12 protein-coding genes are annotated in these 15,099 nt (G+C 70.6%); 7 read left to right on the top strand and 5 right to left on the bottom strand.

Annotation, left to right across the window (positions count from 1 at the left end):
* Positions 1-42 precede the first annotated feature (42 nt).
* The gene (locus tag LWC35_RS17000) at positions 43-1,923 is read right to left on the bottom strand and encodes a helix-turn-helix domain-containing protein (RefSeq protein WP_232871115.1); all 1,881 of its coding nucleotides are present in this window, start codon (positions 1,921-1,923) and stop codon (positions 43-45) included.
* Positions 1,924-2,210: 287 nt separating this feature from the next.
* On the opposite strand from LWC35_RS17000, the gene LWC35_RS16995 reads away from it, so the two are divergent.
* The 5 genes from LWC35_RS16995 (at position 2,211) to LWC35_RS16975 (ending at position 7,974) form a co-directional block, all read left to right on the top strand.
* Positions 2,211-3,539 (top strand): CaiB/BaiF CoA transferase family protein, encoded by a 1,329-nt coding sequence (locus tag LWC35_RS16995; RefSeq protein WP_232871114.1) that lies wholly within the window; start codon positions 2,211-2,213, stop codon positions 3,537-3,539.
* Positions 3,536-4,786: a CaiB/BaiF CoA transferase family protein gene (locus LWC35_RS16990; RefSeq protein WP_232871113.1), complete on the top strand. Its 1,251-nt coding sequence runs from the start codon at positions 3,536-3,538 to the stop codon at positions 4,784-4,786. Before LWC35_RS16995 ends, LWC35_RS16990 begins: the two co-directional genes overlap by 4 nt.
* Before the next feature lie 27 nt (positions 4,787-4,813).
* Positions 4,814-5,992 (top strand): thiolase C-terminal domain-containing protein, encoded by a 1,179-nt coding sequence (locus LWC35_RS16985; protein ID WP_232871112.1) that lies wholly within the window; start codon positions 4,814-4,816, stop codon positions 5,990-5,992.
* Positions 5,993-6,035: 43 nt separating this feature from the next.
* A complete protein-coding gene (locus LWC35_RS16980; RefSeq protein ID WP_232871111.1) occupies positions 6,036-6,476 on the top strand; it encodes a Zn-ribbon domain-containing OB-fold protein in 441 nt (146 codons plus the stop codon).
* Positions 6,477-6,636: 160 nt separating this feature from the next.
* Positions 6,637-7,974: an MFS transporter gene (locus tag LWC35_RS16975; RefSeq protein ID WP_232871110.1), complete on the top strand. Its 1,338-nt coding sequence runs from the start codon at positions 6,637-6,639 to the stop codon at positions 7,972-7,974.
* 51 nt (positions 7,975-8,025) lie between these two features.
* Here LWC35_RS16975 and LWC35_RS16970 read toward each other — a convergent pair whose 3' ends face one another.
* The 3 genes from LWC35_RS16970 to LWC35_RS16960 are packed head-to-tail and all read right to left on the bottom strand — an operon-like array spanning position 8,026 to position 11,153.
* A complete protein-coding gene (locus LWC35_RS16970; protein ID WP_232871109.1) occupies positions 8,026-9,003 on the bottom strand; it encodes a C-terminal binding protein in 978 nt (325 codons plus the stop codon).
* The gene (locus LWC35_RS16965; protein WP_232871108.1) at positions 9,000-9,761 is read right to left on the bottom strand and encodes an HpcH/HpaI aldolase family protein; all 762 of its coding nucleotides are present in this window, start codon (positions 9,759-9,761) and stop codon (positions 9,000-9,002) included. The genes LWC35_RS16970 and LWC35_RS16965 overlap by 4 nt, the downstream gene beginning before the upstream one ends.
* Positions 9,762-9,764: 3 nt before the next feature.
* Positions 9,765-11,153 carry an MFS transporter gene (locus LWC35_RS16960; protein ID WP_232871107.1) on the bottom strand — a complete coding sequence of 463 codons (1,389 nt, stop codon included), beginning with the start codon at positions 11,151-11,153 and terminating at the stop codon, positions 9,765-9,767.
* A 94-nt stretch (positions 11,154-11,247) separates the two neighbouring features.
* Here LWC35_RS16960 and LWC35_RS16955 point away from each other — a divergent pair, with 94 nt between their 5' ends.
* Together LWC35_RS16955 and LWC35_RS16950 are read left to right on the top strand one after the other, a co-directional pair.
* Entirely contained in the window at positions 11,248-11,925 is a 678-nt protein-coding gene (locus LWC35_RS16955) for a GntR family transcriptional regulator (RefSeq protein ID WP_232871106.1), read from the top strand.
* 214 nt (positions 11,926-12,139) lie between these two features.
* Positions 12,140-14,029 (top strand): propionyl-CoA synthetase, encoded by a 1,890-nt coding sequence (locus LWC35_RS16950; RefSeq protein ID WP_232871105.1) that lies wholly within the window; start codon positions 12,140-12,142, stop codon positions 14,027-14,029.
* Positions 14,030-14,098: 69 nt separating this feature from the next.
* Here the strand turns inward: LWC35_RS16950 and LWC35_RS16945 are convergent, their stop codons facing one another.
* Positions 14,099-14,836: an IclR family transcriptional regulator gene (locus tag LWC35_RS16945; protein WP_232871104.1), complete on the bottom strand. Its 738-nt coding sequence runs from the start codon at positions 14,834-14,836 to the stop codon at positions 14,099-14,101.
* Between the last annotated feature and the right edge of the window lie 263 nt (positions 14,837-15,099).

The raw sequence follows: 15,099 nt of genomic DNA, 5'->3' as shown, positions 1-15,099 counted from the left end.
TCGGGCCGGTGGTGGCACCACCACCTCAGTCGGTCGCCGGCCTCAGCTCGCCCCAAGGTCCAAGTGTGTGCAGACCAGCCGCAGGTGAAGGGCGAGCTCGACCTGCAGCCGGGAGGCGGAATCACCCGTCCCGCCCTCGAGGAGCCGGTTGATGCGGTCCAGACGCTGGGAGACGGTCTTGGGATGCAGCTGGAGCACAGCAGCGGTCTGGTTGGTGTTCCCGTTGCACTCGTAGAAGGTCCGAAGCGTCGCCTCGAGCTCGGTCCGACGCCTGGCATCGTAGTCGAGCACGGGTCCCAGCACTGACCGGACGAAACCTTCCACGCTCCGTTCCTTGGCCAGCAGCAGTCCCACGAAGCCAAGGTCTGACGTCTGCGCGTACCGTCCGCTGCTGCCCAGGGCGAGCAGCGCATTCAGACACGTCTCCGCCTCGGCATGGGCCGAACGGATCTCGTTCGGGCCCACGACGGGCCCGGCCACGCCGATGGTCGGCCGCCGTCCACCGGCGCGGTGGAGGGTCGCGCTGACGAGCTCCGCGGTCTCCAGCACGTTCCGACGAGGAAGCGCGAGAACGAGACGACCGCCGTGGACGGTCGAGAGACCGTGGTGTGTCGAGGCGAGCTCGGCCGCGGTCCGGGCCAGGCGGTTGCGCTCCCCGGGGAGCTCGGCGACCAGCACGGTGTAGCACGCGTCGAGATCCACACCGAGATGTCGGGCACGCTCGCTCATGCCGTGCCGGGCGTGGTCGAGCAGGATGTCCTCGAACAGCTCGCCGCGGACTCGGCTCTCCGTCTCCGCCAGCGACCGACGGAAGAGCAGCAGCAGGCCCGTGACCAGGGCTGCGCGTTCGAGGATCTGCTGGTCGACCTCGTCCGCAGGCTCGGGCCGCACGAGGATGAGGTGGCTGAGCAGGTCCGTGCCCGCCGTCACGGACGTGCTGCATACGCCGTCACCGACATACGTCCTGGGCGACGAACGGCTCGCCGCGAGGACCTCGGCGAGGGCAGCCGCGGAGATCGCCTCGGAACTGGTCGCCACGACGAGTGTCTCGCTGTCGTCGACGACCGCCACCTCGCCGCCCAGCAGGTTGCGGACCTCGTCTGCCACCTCGGTCAGGTCCCCGCCTTGCAACACGAGGGCCGCCAGCCGGTCGTGCGCCTGGGCGGCCCGTTCGACGTCGGCGTTGCGGTCCTTGAGGAGGCCGCCCGCGATCTCCAGCTCGTCGAGGGCCGTCTGCATCTGGCTCCGCATGCGGGCCTTCTCGACGGCGACCGCGGCGTGCGCCGCGAAAGAGGAGAGGAGGGCCACGTCGGTGGGCGGGAAGGGACGCTCCGCGCGGTATCCGGCGAAGAGCACACCGATGACCCGCTGCTCGACGAGCAGCGGGACACCCAGGATCGCCACCAGACCCTCCTCGCGAGCCGCGGCGTCGGCGGCAGCGGTGTGGCGGAACCCGTCATCGGTGAAGTACGACGCAGTCGCGTACGGGACCCCGGTCTGGGCCACTAGGCCACCCAGTCCGTCCCCCATCGGCACGCGAAGCCTGCGGAAGAGCGCGGACGTGCCGCCGTCGGTGATGGTGGTGTAGTAGGTGTCGCCGACCTCCTCGTCCACCAAGGTCATGTACGACAGGTCAGAGCCGAGGAGGCGGCGAGCTCGCGTCACGATGGCCTCGAGCACTGAGCGGAGCTCGGTGCGGGCAGCAAGGTCGCCGGCGGTCTCGTACAGCGCGGCGAGCTCCGCCTCTCGTCGTCTGCTCGTCTCGAGGATGTGCCGGACGTGCAACGCGAGCTCTCGGGCTTCTTCGAGCTCTGCCACGGTGGACGCCGGGGCGGCGGCCCGGCGCGCCTGCTGCACGGGACCATCGAAGTCCTGCGCGGGCGCGTCCTCGGCGAGGAGCTTGAGGAAGGACAACGCTGTCATCCGCGTCATTATCGTCAACGGCCCGTCGGGCAGGTAGCACTTCGCGAGGTGGCCATGCGGCACGGGGAACGGGCACGACGCGACCCGGGTACCTCGGCCGACGCCCGCGATCGGGACACCTGAACCGGCTGCGATGTATCCCGTCGGCATATAGCAGCATTCTCGGAATCGGACCTACCTTTTACGAACCGAGGAGCTGCTGCCGACAGGAGCCGCTCACGAATCTCCGCTCTTTCGTCGGCGCCCGAGTCGAAAGCATCCCAATGAGGCCTCAAAGGAGAAGCGTCATGGCATCGACGTCACCGCGTCCCCTCGCCGGCACCCGCGTCCTCGACTTCACCTGGAGCGTGGCCGGGCCCACGATGACCCGCTATCTCGCCTCGCTCGGTGCCGAGGTGATCAAGGTCGAGTGGCCCCGCAACGCCGATCCCATGCGGTCGGCGATGTACCTGGGCAACGAACAGCACAAGACGCTGAACAACGGGTCGTTCTTCGCCAACCTCAACGTCGGCAAGCGGAGCCTGACCGTCAACCTCCGCACGGAGGAGGGCCTCGCCGTCGTCCGCGACCTCGTCCGTGAATGCGACGTGGTGGCCGAGTCCTTCTCGGCCACCGTGCTGGAGCGCTGGGGTCTGGACCACGCCACGCTGCAGCATCTCAATCCCTCGATCGTCTACGCCAGCGTCAGCGGGTTCGGGCACAACGGCCCGCACCGGGACAAGAACACCTGGGGGCCCACCGCGCAGGCCATGTCCGGCATCAGCGCCATGTCCGGCGAGGCCGGAGCGCCCCCGGCCGGCTGGGGCTGGTCCTACCTCGACGTCACCAGCGGCTACATGGCCGCACTCGGGGTACTCACCGCCCTGATCCGGCGGCAGCGCACGGGGGAGGGCGCCCGCCTGGACATGTCGCAGGTCGAGGTCGGCATCTCCCTGGCCGGACCCGGTCTGCTCGAGTCCGCCGTCACCGGTGGCCCGCTGCGCCGTCGTGGCGTACCCGGAGGGAACCGGTCCGTGGCCACCGACGGGTCGGTGGTGGGGTACCGCGGCGACACAGCCGCACCGAGCGGCGTCTACCGGACGCGCGGCGGCGGTGAGAACGACTACTGCACCGTGTCGGTCGCCGACGACGGGCACTGGCGCTCGCTCAAGGACGCCCTGGGGAACCCGGCCTGGGCCGAGGACCCGCGCTACGACGAGCCGGGCGGTCGGGCCGAGCACCAGGACGCCATCGACACCGAGCTCGCCGCCTGGATGGCCGGCCGGGACAAGTACGAGGCCATGGACACCCTGCAGCGGTACGGGGTACCCGCGGGCGCCGTGCAGAGCGGCCGGGACCGGGTCGAGAACGACCCGCAGCTGCGCAGCCGCGGAATCTTCGCCGAGCTGGAGCACCCCCACCTCGGCACCCAGGCCTTCGAGGGCGTGCCGTTCCGGTCGTCGACGTCGGACTACGAGCTGGAACCGCGCTGGCCGCTGCTGGGGGCGGACAACGACTACGTCCTGACCGAGGTGCTCGGCTACAGCGCCGAGACCGTCTCCCGACTGCACGAGCAGCACGTCCTGTGGCCGGATGGCGTGCCGGCCAACCCCGTCGTCGAGAGGTCGCTGTGGTGAACGTGAACAGGAGCACGATGCTGGAGGGCCTGACCGTTCTCGAGCTCGACGACGGTCTGGCCGAGTTCGCCGGCAAGCTGCTCGCCGACTCCGGTGCCGAGGTGATCAAGATCGAGCCGCCCCGGGGGGCCCTGGGCCGGGCCGTCGGACCGTTCGTCGGCTCGACGCCGGACCGGACGAGCCTGCAGTTCGAGCACTACAACACCTCCAAGCAGTCGGTGGTGCTGGACCTGACGTCCGAGGCGGACCGAATCCTGCTCACCAGGCTGGCCGCACGGGCGGACGTGGTGCTCGACGGCCTGGGCGCCGGCGTCGCCGACTCGCTCGGGGTGGGCCACACGGAGCTCTCCGCGGTCAACCCGGCGCTGATCTACTGCGCCGTCACCCCGTTCGGCTGCGACGGTCCCTGGGCGGGTTTCGCGGCCACCGACCTGACCCAGCTCGCCCTGGGTGGCGTCATGGCCTCCTGCGGCTACGACGACGGCGCCGGCGACGCGGACGGCACCGGTTACAGCGGCGCCCCGGTCGCCCCCACCGGCGGTCACGTCAAACACCTTGTCGGGATGATGGCGGTGATGGCCACGCTCGCCGCGGTGCTCGAGCGGGGCACCTCGGGCCGGGGGCAGTTCGTGGACGTCTCGGCGCACGAGGCCACCGCGGTCTCCACCGAGATGGCCGTCCCGTTCTGGCTGTACCAGCAGCGCGAGGTGCACCGGCACACCGCCCGGCACGCGATGCCCGCCCGCACACCCCGGTGGCAGCACCGGTGCGCCGACGGCAAGTACCTCCTGGCGCTGCCGCTCTACATCGACGACGCGCGGTTCGCCGAGCTGGTCGAGTGGTTCGACTCCGAGGGCATGGCCGAGGACCTGGCCGACGAGATGTACCGAAGGTCACTGCAGCGCGAGGACCACATGTTCCACGTGGTCGACGTGATCGGCCGGTTCTGCGCCCGGCACGACTCGGACTACCTGTTTCGCGAGGCCCAGGCCCGCCGGCTGCCGTGGGCGCCGGTCAACTCACCCGACGAGCTGCTCGCGGACCCACACTTCACCGAGCACCGGGACACGTTCGTGAGCGTCGCCGCCCACGGGGGCGTCCACCTCTACGCCCAACCGCCCTTCCTGATCGGCCACGGGACGTCGATCCGCCCGGCGCCCCGCCTCGGCGAGCACACCCGCGACGTCCTCGGCGCCGTGCTCGAGGACGAGTACACCGCCGACACCCCCGCCCGTCAGCAGGCCTGAGTTCCCTCACCGACAAGGAGTCGTCCGATGGTCGCCACCCTCACCGACAAGGCCTACATCGCCGGAGTGGCCGAGACCGAGTACGTCCGCGGCACGCCCAAGAGCGAACGCCAGCTGATCCTGGAGGCCTCGGCCGCCGCCTGTCGCGACGCCGGGATCGACCCCTCGACCGTCGACGGCATCGTCATGGCGTGGAAGGACGTCCCTACCAACGAGGACTTCATCGCCGCCCTCGGCATCAAGGACCTGCGCTTCCACTCCCATGTGCACATCGGAGGCGCCTCCCCGGTCGCAGCCGTCGTGCAGGCGGCTGCCGCCATCGCGGCCAGCCTGGCCACCCGGGTCCTCGTGCCCACCGGGCACAACTGGTTCTCCCGGCCCGTCCGACTCAGCTCGATGGAGCAGACCCCGGGTGGGGTGGGGAACGTACCCGGGGCCGAAATCCGCAACAACCTGGAGAACCCGGCCGGCCTGCTCGCGGCGATGCAGTGGTACAGCCTGCACGCGAACCGCTGGTTCCACGAGACCAAGGCGGACCCGGCGGGCATGGAGACGGTCGCCCTCACCACCCGCAGGCACGCGCACCTCAACAGCAAGGCCTACATGCGGGACCGCGAGCTGACCAGCGACCAGTACCGGGCTTCGCCGGTACTGGTCAAGCCGTTCCACCTCTTCGACATCTGCCTGGAGACCGACGGGGCGGCCGCGGTCCTGGTCGTGTCGGAGGAGGAGGCCCGGCACATGAACGGGCGGGCCGTCGCCATCGCCGGGGGCGCGGAGGGCCACGCCGAGTGCCCCGACGACCTGTCCACCCGGCCGAACATCCTCGACATGGGCATCACCAAGGCCGCGAGCCGCGCCTTCGACATGGCGGGCGTCCGGCACGACGACATCGACTTCGCCGAGATCTACGACTGCTTCACCTTCATCGTCCTGCGCCAGCTCGAGGAGATGGGCTTCTGCGACCGCGGCGAGGCGTCGGACTTCGTCAGCGGCGGCCGGATCGCCCTCGGCGGCGACATGCCCGTCAACACCCACGGCGGCCTGCTCTCCCAAGCCCACGGCATCGGCATGAACCACGTGATCGAGGCCGTCATCCAGCTGCGCGGCGAAGCTGGCCCGGCCCAGGTGGAGGACGCCCACATCGGGCTGGTCACCGGGTACGGCGACTTCAGCGACGGCTCCGTCGTGATCCTGCACAACTGAGCACCCTGCCATCCACGACACCTGCCCGAAGGAGCTCCGACCCATGACGACCGCCAACCTCAGCCCGGTCCCGCTGATGCCGGACAGCCCGCTGTACGCCGACTACTTCAAGGGTCTGCGCGACGGGCGCCTGGTCGCCGAGATCTGCACCGGGTGCGGCCAGCTGCAGTGGCCGCCGCGTGAGCTATGCGGGCACTGCCAGAGCTCGACCTTCGAGCCGGTCGACGTCCCCACCGAGGGGGTCGTCTACACCTACAGCGTCATGTACCGCGCGTTCCACCGGGCGTTCGCCGACAAGCTGCCCTACGGCGTCGTGGTCGTCGAGGTGGCCGACGGGGTGCGCTTCATCGGCCGCTACGCCGGTCCCGACCCGGAGTCGCTCGAGTGCGGCCAGCGCATGGAGGCCGTGTTCGACGACCTCGGACCGGAAAGCGGCTCCGTCGCGTGGCGCCGCGTCGAGGACCCGGCACCCGCGTCCCGCTAGCCACCGGGCCCGGGCGACCCGCGCTCGACGGCAGCGTGCTCGCCACCGGACCAAGGCACGTCACCGGGCCCTCGCCGATGGCCCGGTCGCACTCCCGATACCACTTCCGCCGCAACCCCCGCACGGAGCGCATGCTCCGCCTCAACGACGAGGAGCCCCGATGGGAGCACTCACACCGCCGTCAGCCGGAAGGCTGCCCGCACCCATGATCGCCGCGTTCTGCGCGCTGGTCCTGGTGTTCGACGGCTACGACGTCTCCGTCTTCGCCACGACCATCCCGGCCCTGCTGCAGTACGAGCCATGGGGCCTCAACGCCGCCGAGTTGGGGTTCATCGCCAGCCTGGCCCTGATCGGCATGCTGATCGGCTCCCTGCTGTGCGGCTTCGCCACCGACGTGCTCGGCCGCAAGCTCATGCTGATGGCCAGCTCCGGCTGGTTCTCGGTCTGCATGGCCGTGTGCGCCCTCGCGCCCACCGCCACCGTGTTCGGGATCTTCCGCTTCCTGGCCGGGCTCGGCCTCGGGGGCGTCATGCCGACCGCCATCGCACTGGCCGTGGAGTTCGCGCCGAAGGCCCGGCGCAACGTGGTCAACATGGTGCTCACCGCCGGCTTCATGGTGGGCACGCTCGTCGCGGCGCTGCTCGGCATCGTGATCATCGAGGCGTACGGCTTCCGGCCGATGTACGTCATCGCCGCGCTGCCACTGCTGTTGCTGCCCGTAGCGTGGCTCGCGCTGCCCGAGTCGATCCAGTACCTGGTGTCGAAGGGCCGCTTGGACGAGGCCCGGGCGGTGGCTGCGCGCTACGGCGTCGAGGTCGCCGAGAGCCCTCGGCCGGACGCGGTGCGGCGCTCGCCGCTGCGCAGTCTCGCCCGTCGTCCGTTGTTGGGGTTCCTGATCGTCTTCGGCATCGGCGGTCTGGTCGTGCAGCTGCTCATGTACGGCCTCAACACCTGGCTGCCGCAGCTGATGAGGATGGCGGGCTACCCGCTCGGTTCCGCGTTGAGCTTCCTCGCGACGATGTCCCTGGGCGCCATCGCGGGTGGCCTGGTCATGTCGTGGGCGGCGGACCGATCGCACCCCCGGTTGCTGGTGCTCCTCGGCTTCGGCATCGGGGTGGTGGCGCTGGTGGTCCTCGCCTCGGGACCGTCCACCGCCGTGCTCTACGTCGCGGTCGCCCTGGCTGGGGTCGGCGGCAGCGGCACGGCTGCGATCCTCAACGGCTACGTCGCGACCTGGTTCCCGACGACGATGCAGGCCTCGGCTCTGGGCACCTACTTCACCATCGCCCGTCTGGGCGGCATCCTCGGCCCGATCGCCGGTGGATGGATCATCGCCGCGGGACTGCCGGTGGCCTGGACGTTCTACGCCCTGCTGGTGCCGACGGCGATCGGCGTCCTGCTGGTGTTCCTGATGCCGCGCAGCCACGCTTACGCGGGCGACCCGCTCGCCGACGGCGCCGAGCCGTCCACCGGGCGGACGGTGGTGGACGCTTCCTGACCGCGGGGCGGTGCGGCCGGCCGTGGGATGCACCCGGGCCGGCCGCACCGGTCACGGGACGCGGCGGAGCGGTTGCGGCCGGTTGACGGGACTGCGCGGTTCCTCGCCACGCAGGACCCGGGCCACGTCGGCCAGCGCACTCGACCGCACCTCCGCCCAGGACTCCTCGCTCCAGTGCGCGGCGTGCGGGGTGAGGATCACGGAGTCCAGACCGCGCAGCGGGCTGCCGTCCTCGAGCGGCTCGTGGGCGAACGCGTCGAGCCCCGCCCCGAACAGGTGACCGTCGACGAGCGCGTCGGCCAACGCGTGCTCGTCGACGAGACCCCCGCGCGAGACGTTGACCAGCACCGAGCCGGGCCGCATGCGCGCGAGCACCGCGGCGTCGATCACGTCGCGCGTCGACTCCGACAGCGGCACGTGCAGCGACAGCACGTCCGACCGCGCGACGAGCTCGTCGAAACCGACCAGCTCGACACCCTCCGGCCCCGGGTCGACGGCCGGGTCGTGGGCGACGACGGTGTAGCCGAGCGCGCGGGCCACCTCGGCGGTGCGCCTGCCGATCCGACCGAGACCGAGCAGCCCGAAGGTCTGCACGTCCGGGCGGTGCACGCCCGGCGCGAGCGCCGAGGCCCAGCCCTCGGACCGGATGCCCCGGTCGAGCGCGGGCAGCCGCCGGGTGACCGCGAGGGCGAGCGCGATCGCGTGCACGGCCACCTCGCGGTAGTTCGCGTCGGGCACGTTGGTCACCCAGATGCCCCGGTCGGTGGCCGCGGCGACGTCGATCGTGTCGTAGCCGATCCCGTAGCGGGTGATCGAGCGGGCGGCCCGCAGGTTCTCGATGACGTGCCTCGGGAAGTCCTCGACCAGGACGAGCACCGCGTCGGCGTCGCGGGTCGCCTCCAGGACGGTCCTCTCGTCCGGGGCGTGAACGGCCTCGAAGTCGACGTCGAGGCCGTCGAACACGGTGAGGTCGGACGGCCCGACGGGAATTTGCGTCGAGGTCTGGACCACGCGGAACGACGCCGTCATCCGTTCACCTCCTCCCAGGTGCGCCGGGCGCCCTCGGCGATCCAGCCGAGGTCGATCCCGGCGAAGAGCAGTGTGGCGCCGGCACTGCGGTAGCGCGGCATCTCCTCCGGGGTGAGGACGAAGGCACCCTTCGCGACACCGTGGTGGTCGGCGGCGGCGAAGATCGCGTCGATCGCCGCGACGTGCTCGTCGGACCACATGGGGACCCCGAGCGAGGTCGCCAGGTCGAACGGGCCGATGACGATGGCGTCGATGCCCGGGACGGCGAGGATCTCGTCGGCGGCGGCGAGCCCGGCCGCGGTCTCGATCTGGATCGCGACGAGCACCTCGGCGTTGGCGCGCGCCACGTGGGCGGCGAGGCCGGCGCCGTAGCCCTGGCCCCGGCCGGGGCCCGCGCCGCGGCGACCCTCGGGTGCGTACCGCGCCCGGGCGACGACGTCGGCGGCCTCGGCGGCCGTCTCGATCCGGGGGACGACGATGCCCGCTGCGCCGAGGTCGAGCACGCGCGCGATGTAGGAGCCCACCTCCGGGACCCGCACCATGGCGGGGATCGGGCCGACGTCCGCGGCGCGCAGCATCCCCTCGAGCCGCTCGACGCCGAGCGGCCCGTGCTCGGCGTCGATGCAGAGCACTGCGAAGGGGCCGGTCGACAGAGTCTCAACGACCACTGGCGACGGGATGCCGATGGTCGCACCGATGAGGACCTCACCGCCTACCCGGTTGCGGAGGTCGTGGTGACGGGAGTCGTGCAGAGTCATGCCTCAGTCCCTTACGGCGACGCCCCGCAGCGCGGGGGTCTGGTCGAGTTCTTCGCGGCTGACGAACGGCCTGCCGAGCACGAGCGCTAGCGCGGTGAGCAGCTGCGTCACGATGACGAGGCCGGCGACGAGCCAGGGCTGGCCGCCGAGGGCGACCACCAGTGCGGCGGCCAGGAACGGCGCGGGCCCTGCGATGAGGGCGCTGTGGATCTCGCGCGAGGAGAACAGGCCGGAGGTGCGGTACTCGGTCTTGAACAGGGCCGGCATGAGCACCGTGTGACCGGCCGATCCTGCGCTCCAGGCGAACGCGAACATCACCACGCTGGTCGCGATGATGAGCGCGAGGTTGCCCGTCTCGAGCACCGCGAAGTACGGGAAGGCGAGCAGTACCGCTCCGACGATGCCGATGTACATGACGCGCTTGGCCCCGATGCGGTCGCACACCTGGCCCCACACGACACAGAGGATGCTGCCGGTGACGAGCATGGAGAGGTTCACCACGAGCGACTGCGAGCGGGGCAGGCCGACCGTGCTGGTGAGGTAGCCGATCCCGAAGGTCAGCATCACGTACGCCGTGCCGTTGAGGCCCGCGGGGATGAGGAAGCCGGCGAACCAGTTCCGCGGGCTGGCCACGAACGACTCCCAGACGGCCCGGAGCGGGTTGGTCCGCGCCTGCCGGGCCCTCCCCGCCTCGCGCTCGAGCTGCACCCGGGTGAACTCCGGGGACTCGTCCATCCTGCGGCGCAGGAGGATCGCGACGATCGTCAGCACGGCGCTGAGCAGGAAGGGCAGCCGCCAGCCCCAGGACAGGAAGGCCTCGGACGAGATCGACGCCGTGATCGCGGTGTAGAGGACCGTCGCGACGATCATGCCGACGAGCCCGGTCGCCATGGCGAACGACGCGTAGTAGCCCTTCCGCCTGGGTGTCGCGGACTCGTTGAGGAGCGTGATCGCGCCCGCGAGCTCGGCCCCCGCGCCGAAGCCCTGGGCGATCCGCAGCACGACCAGCAAGATCGGTGCCCAGACGCCCATCACCGAGTAGGTGGGCAGGGCGCCGATGAGCACGGTGGGCACGCCGATGAGGACGATCGACAGCATGAGGACGGGTCGCCGGCCGATGCGATCGGCGAGCGCGCCCAGCACGATGCCGCCGACGGGCCGGGCGACGAACCCGACGGCGAACGTCGCGAACGTCGCCAGCAGGCCGACCGTGCCGGTGGCGGCCGGGAAGAACAGGGGAGCGATGACCAGGCCGGCCACGATCCCGTAGAGGCCGTAGTCGTACCACTCGATGATGGTGCCGGCGCTCGCGGCGAGCGTCGTGGATCTCGCACCGCGCCGGGTCGGGGCCGTCGGCAGGGTGGGATGGGCGTCAGGGGGCGTTGTTGACATGCGAGCTCCCTTGCTCAGAGGTGTCGCGACACCGTACATCGTCTACTGCGTTTTGAGTTCTGTCGACAGTCTGCAGTTCAAGTACGATGTGCCCATGGCCGCCGCCGACCCCGCTCCCGGACTGTCCCTCATCCGGACCTCGTCGCTCGTCGATGAGGCATACCGGCAGATCAGAGGGCTCATCCTCCGGGGCCAGCTCAAGCCCGGGACCCGGCTGAAGGACTCCGTACTCGCCGACGAGATGGGCATCAGTCGCTCGCCCGTTCGCGAGGCGCTCCGACTACTGGAGCACTCCGGGCTGGTCGAGAAGTCGGTGAACCGCTCCTACCGCATCTCCGTCCTCGATCCTGGCGAGGTGCCTGAGCTGGCCAAGCTCCGCTGTGCCGACGAGGTGATGGCGGTCCGGACCATCGTTCAACGAGGCACCCCGGTCGAGTCGCTCGCCGAGTGGATCGAGGAGCTCCGGCGCGTCGACGGGGATCCGGAGGCCGGGGCTGCCGCGGACGCCGCCTTCCACTCGGAGGTCGTGCGCCTCGCGGGGATGCCACGCCTGGGCTCGCGCTACTCGGGGCTCACCGACCAGATGCGCCTCGTGCTGCTCACCGGAGACGTGTCCTGGGGCTCGGGAGGTGTGCTCGTCGACTCGCACACGGTGTTGTACGAGGCCCTCGTCGACGCGGTGCGCACGGGCGATCCGCGGGAGGCCGTGCGCCTGTGGGAGTTCCACATCCTGACCGGGATGGGTGTTCCGGACATCCTGGAGCCGCTCTGATCAGAATCGCGTGCCCGTTCACCGGCCTGGTGTCACTGCTCTGGTGGTCGAGGTGTCGGAGGAGCACGAGCAGGCCCTCCGTCCGCACCCCTGACCACCGTGCGCAGTCGTCCCCTGGACGGCTGTTTCTGCCTGGGCCTCTCCATCAGGCCAGCCTTCGTAGGCGCGGAGCATCCTAAGGTCGTCAGCAGGGTGTCGAGGTCGGGAGGCCGGTGTGGGTGTTTACGAGGACGTTTTCCGGGCCAGTGTGGAGGACCGGGAGGGGTTCTGGTTGCGGGCGGCGGGGGCGTTGGATTGGCACCGGGCGCCGACGCGGGCCCTGGATGAGTCGAATCCGCCGTTCTACCGGTGGTTCCCCGACGGGGAGCTCAACGTGGCGCACAATGCGTTGGATCGCCACGTCGCCGCCGGGCGGGGCGAGCAGGCGGCGTTGGTCTACGACTCGCCGGTCACCGACACCAAGCGGACCTACACCTACGCGCGGCTGCGTGACGAGGTCGCCCTGTTCGCGGGGGTGCTGCGCGGGCTGGGGGTGGGGCGTGGGGACCGGGTGGTGGTCTACATGCCGATGGTCCCGGAGGCGGTGGTCGCGATGCTGGCCTGCGCCCGGCTGGGTGCGGTGCATTCGGTGGTGTTCGGCGGGTTCGCGGCCAAGGAGCTCGCGGTGCGCATCGACGACGCCGCCCCGAAGGTCGTGGTCTCGGCCTCGTGCGGGATCGAGGGCTCCCGGGTCATCGCGTACAAGCCGCTGCTGGACCGCGCGATCGAGCTGTCGGCGCACAAGCCCGAGCGCCAGGTGATCCTGCAGCGCCCGCAGGCCGAGGCGGCTATGGGCCCGAACGACGTGGACTGGGCCGAGGCGGTGGCGAAGGCGTCGCCGGCGGATCCGGTGCCGGTGCGTTCGACCGATCCGCTCTACATCCTCTACACCTCGGGCACGACCGGCAAACCCAAGGGCGTGGTGCGTGATGGCGGCGGCTACGCCACCGCACTGGCGTGGAGCATGCCCAACGTCTACGACGTCTCGGCCGGGCAGACGATCTTCACCGCGTCGGACGTGGGCTGGGTGGTCGGGCACTCCTACATCGTCTACGCCCCACTGCTGGCCGGGGCGACCACCGTGCTCTACGAGGGCAAGCCGGTCGGCACCCCGGATGCCGGGCAGTTCTGGCGGGTGATGGCCGAGTACGGGGTGCGGTCGATGTTCACCGCGCCGACGGCGTTTCGGGCGTTGAAGAAGGAGGACCCGAACGGCGAGTACGCCCGCAAGTACGACCTGTCCTCGCTGAAGTACCTGTTCCTGGCCGGGGAGCGCCTGGACCCGGAGACCTACCGCTGGGCCTCGGCACTGCTGGAGATCCCGGTGATCGACCACTGGTGGCAGACCGAGACCGGCTGGCCGATCGTGGCCAACCCGGCCGGGATCGAGCTGCTGGAGATCAAGCCCGGCTCCCCGACCCGGCCGCTGCCGGGCTGGGACATCCAGGTCCTCGACACCGACGGCAAGCCCGTGCCGGCCGGGCAGGACGGCGCGATCGTCGCCAAGCTGCCGCTCCCGCCGGGGGCGTTCCCGACGCTGTGGAACGACGACGAGCGGTTCGTCAAGTCCTACATGTCGGCCTTCGAGGGCTACTACCTCACCGGCGACGGCGGCCGGATCGACGACGACGGGTACGTGTTCGTGATGGGCCGCACCGACGACGTCATCAACGTCGCCGGGCACCGGCTGTCGACCGGCGGGATGGAAGAAGTCCTCGCCTCCCACCCCGACGTGGCCGAGTGCGCGGTCATCGGCGTCGCCGACCAACTCAAGGGTCAGATCCCGCGCGGGTTCGTGGTCCTCAAAGCCGGCGTGGACGCCTCCGCCGAGGGCTATGAGGACACGCTGCGCGCCGAGCTGGTGCAGATGGTGCGCGACCAGGTCGGCGCCGTCGCCGCCCTCAAAGACGTCGCCATCGTGGCGGCACTGCCCAAAACCCGCTCCGGGAAAATCCTCCGCAAAACCATGCGCGGCATCGCCGACGGCACCAACGAACCCGTGCCCTCCACCATCGAGAGCATCGACGTCCTCGACGCGCTGCGGCCGGTGCTCCGAAAGAACTAGCGGCGGGCGGTCCGTCGATCGGTTGCGCGCGCGGCAGCACGGCGAGTCAGGACGAGCTTTCGCGCGCGCCTACCGGTCCAGCTTGCTGAGGGCGTGAGCCCGATCGAGCAGTAGCCGCCCCAACATGGGAATCCGCTCGTCGGGGAAACGAGATCGCACGCCGGTAAGACTCAGTGCTGAGCGCGGCCGGCCCGCTCCGTCGAAGACGGCGGCGGCCATGCCCCAGCTGCCCTCGACGACGAGGCCGGGATTCACGGCGTACCCACTGTCCCGGGCCGCGGCGAGCCGGGAACGCACGGCGTGTTCGGAATGTGCCTCGCCCCAACGGATCGTGAGGTCGGTGGTCGCGAGGTAGTCCTCGGCCTCGGAGGGCGGCAGATGCGCGAGAATGGCCAGGCCTGCGGATGCCACACCGAGCGGGAACCGGATGCCTTCGTGAAGGACGTGCGAGCGAAGGGGGAAGCTGCCCTCGCACTCGGCGAGGCAAACGGTCTCCCGGCCCCGCAACGCGGACAGGTAGGCGCTCTCACCGGTCTGCTCTGCGAGGTCGGCGAGGACATCGCGGGCGTGATCGGTGACGTTGTACCTGGCAGCTGCCAGGGCTCCGAGCAAGAACAGCTCAGGGCCGAGCTGCCACCGCCCTGTGTCGCGATTGCGGTCGACGAGACCTTGCTCGGTGAGGTCGGTGAGCAGGCGGTGCGCTGTCGGGCGGGGCAAGCCGCAGTGACGGGCAACGGCAGTGGTCGTCGCCCCCTCCGCCTCCGCTGCCCCAAGGGTCCGCAGCACGAGTCCGACCTTCGCGACCACCGAGACCCCGCCATTCGAAGCAGGTGCGAGAGGTGACCCCATTCCTCCATCTTACGTTCACTGGATGGAAGCCTCTTCGTCGAGGTGTTCGCTGAGTGGACACTCGCTTGGATCTGTGGGCCGGCCACCTGTCTTCTTGGAACATGGTTTCGGACAGTGCGTGTTCGACGCCCTTCGTAGCTGGTGCTCGCCGTGCCACCTCCAGGGCCGCCGGTGGCGTCCGTCGATGATCGCCATGTATGACCTGGCCCCACGGCCGTCGA

Source organism: Pseudonocardia kujensis (assembly GCF_021283305.1).
Lineage (GTDB): Bacteria > Actinomycetota > Actinomycetes > Mycobacteriales > Pseudonocardiaceae > Pseudonocardia > Pseudonocardia kujensis.
The sequence above is the reverse complement of the archived record's forward strand: the minus strand, read 5'-3'. Positions and strand labels throughout refer to the sequence as shown.

Excerpts from the sequence above, each read along its gene's own strand:
- LWC35_RS16995 (WP_232871114.1), top strand. The coding sequence starts at position 2,211 with ATGGCATCGACGTCACCGCGTCCCCTCGCCGGCACCCGCGTCCTCGAC.
- LWC35_RS16980 (WP_232871111.1), top strand. The coding sequence starts at position 6,036 with ATGACGACCGCCAACCTCAGCCCGGTCCCGCTGATGCCGGACAGCCCG.
- LWC35_RS16960 (WP_232871107.1), bottom strand. The coding sequence starts at position 11,153 with ATGTCAACAACGCCCCCTGACGCCCATCCCACCCTGCCGACGGCCCCG.
- LWC35_RS17000 (WP_232871115.1), bottom strand. The coding sequence starts at position 1,923 with ATGACAGCGTTGTCCTTCCTCAAGCTCCTCGCCGAGGACGCGCCCGCG.
- LWC35_RS16975 (WP_232871110.1), top strand. The coding sequence starts at position 6,637 with ATGGGAGCACTCACACCGCCGTCAGCCGGAAGGCTGCCCGCACCCATG.
- LWC35_RS16965 (WP_232871108.1), bottom strand. The coding sequence starts at position 9,761 with ATGACTCTGCACGACTCCCGTCACCACGACCTCCGCAACCGGGTAGGC.
- LWC35_RS16955 (WP_232871106.1), top strand. The coding sequence starts at position 11,248 with ATGGCCGCCGCCGACCCCGCTCCCGGACTGTCCCTCATCCGGACCTCG.
- LWC35_RS16985 (WP_232871112.1), top strand. The coding sequence starts at position 4,814 with ATGGTCGCCACCCTCACCGACAAGGCCTACATCGCCGGAGTGGCCGAG.
- LWC35_RS16970 (WP_232871109.1), bottom strand. The coding sequence starts at position 9,003 with ATGACGGCGTCGTTCCGCGTGGTCCAGACCTCGACGCAAATTCCCGTC.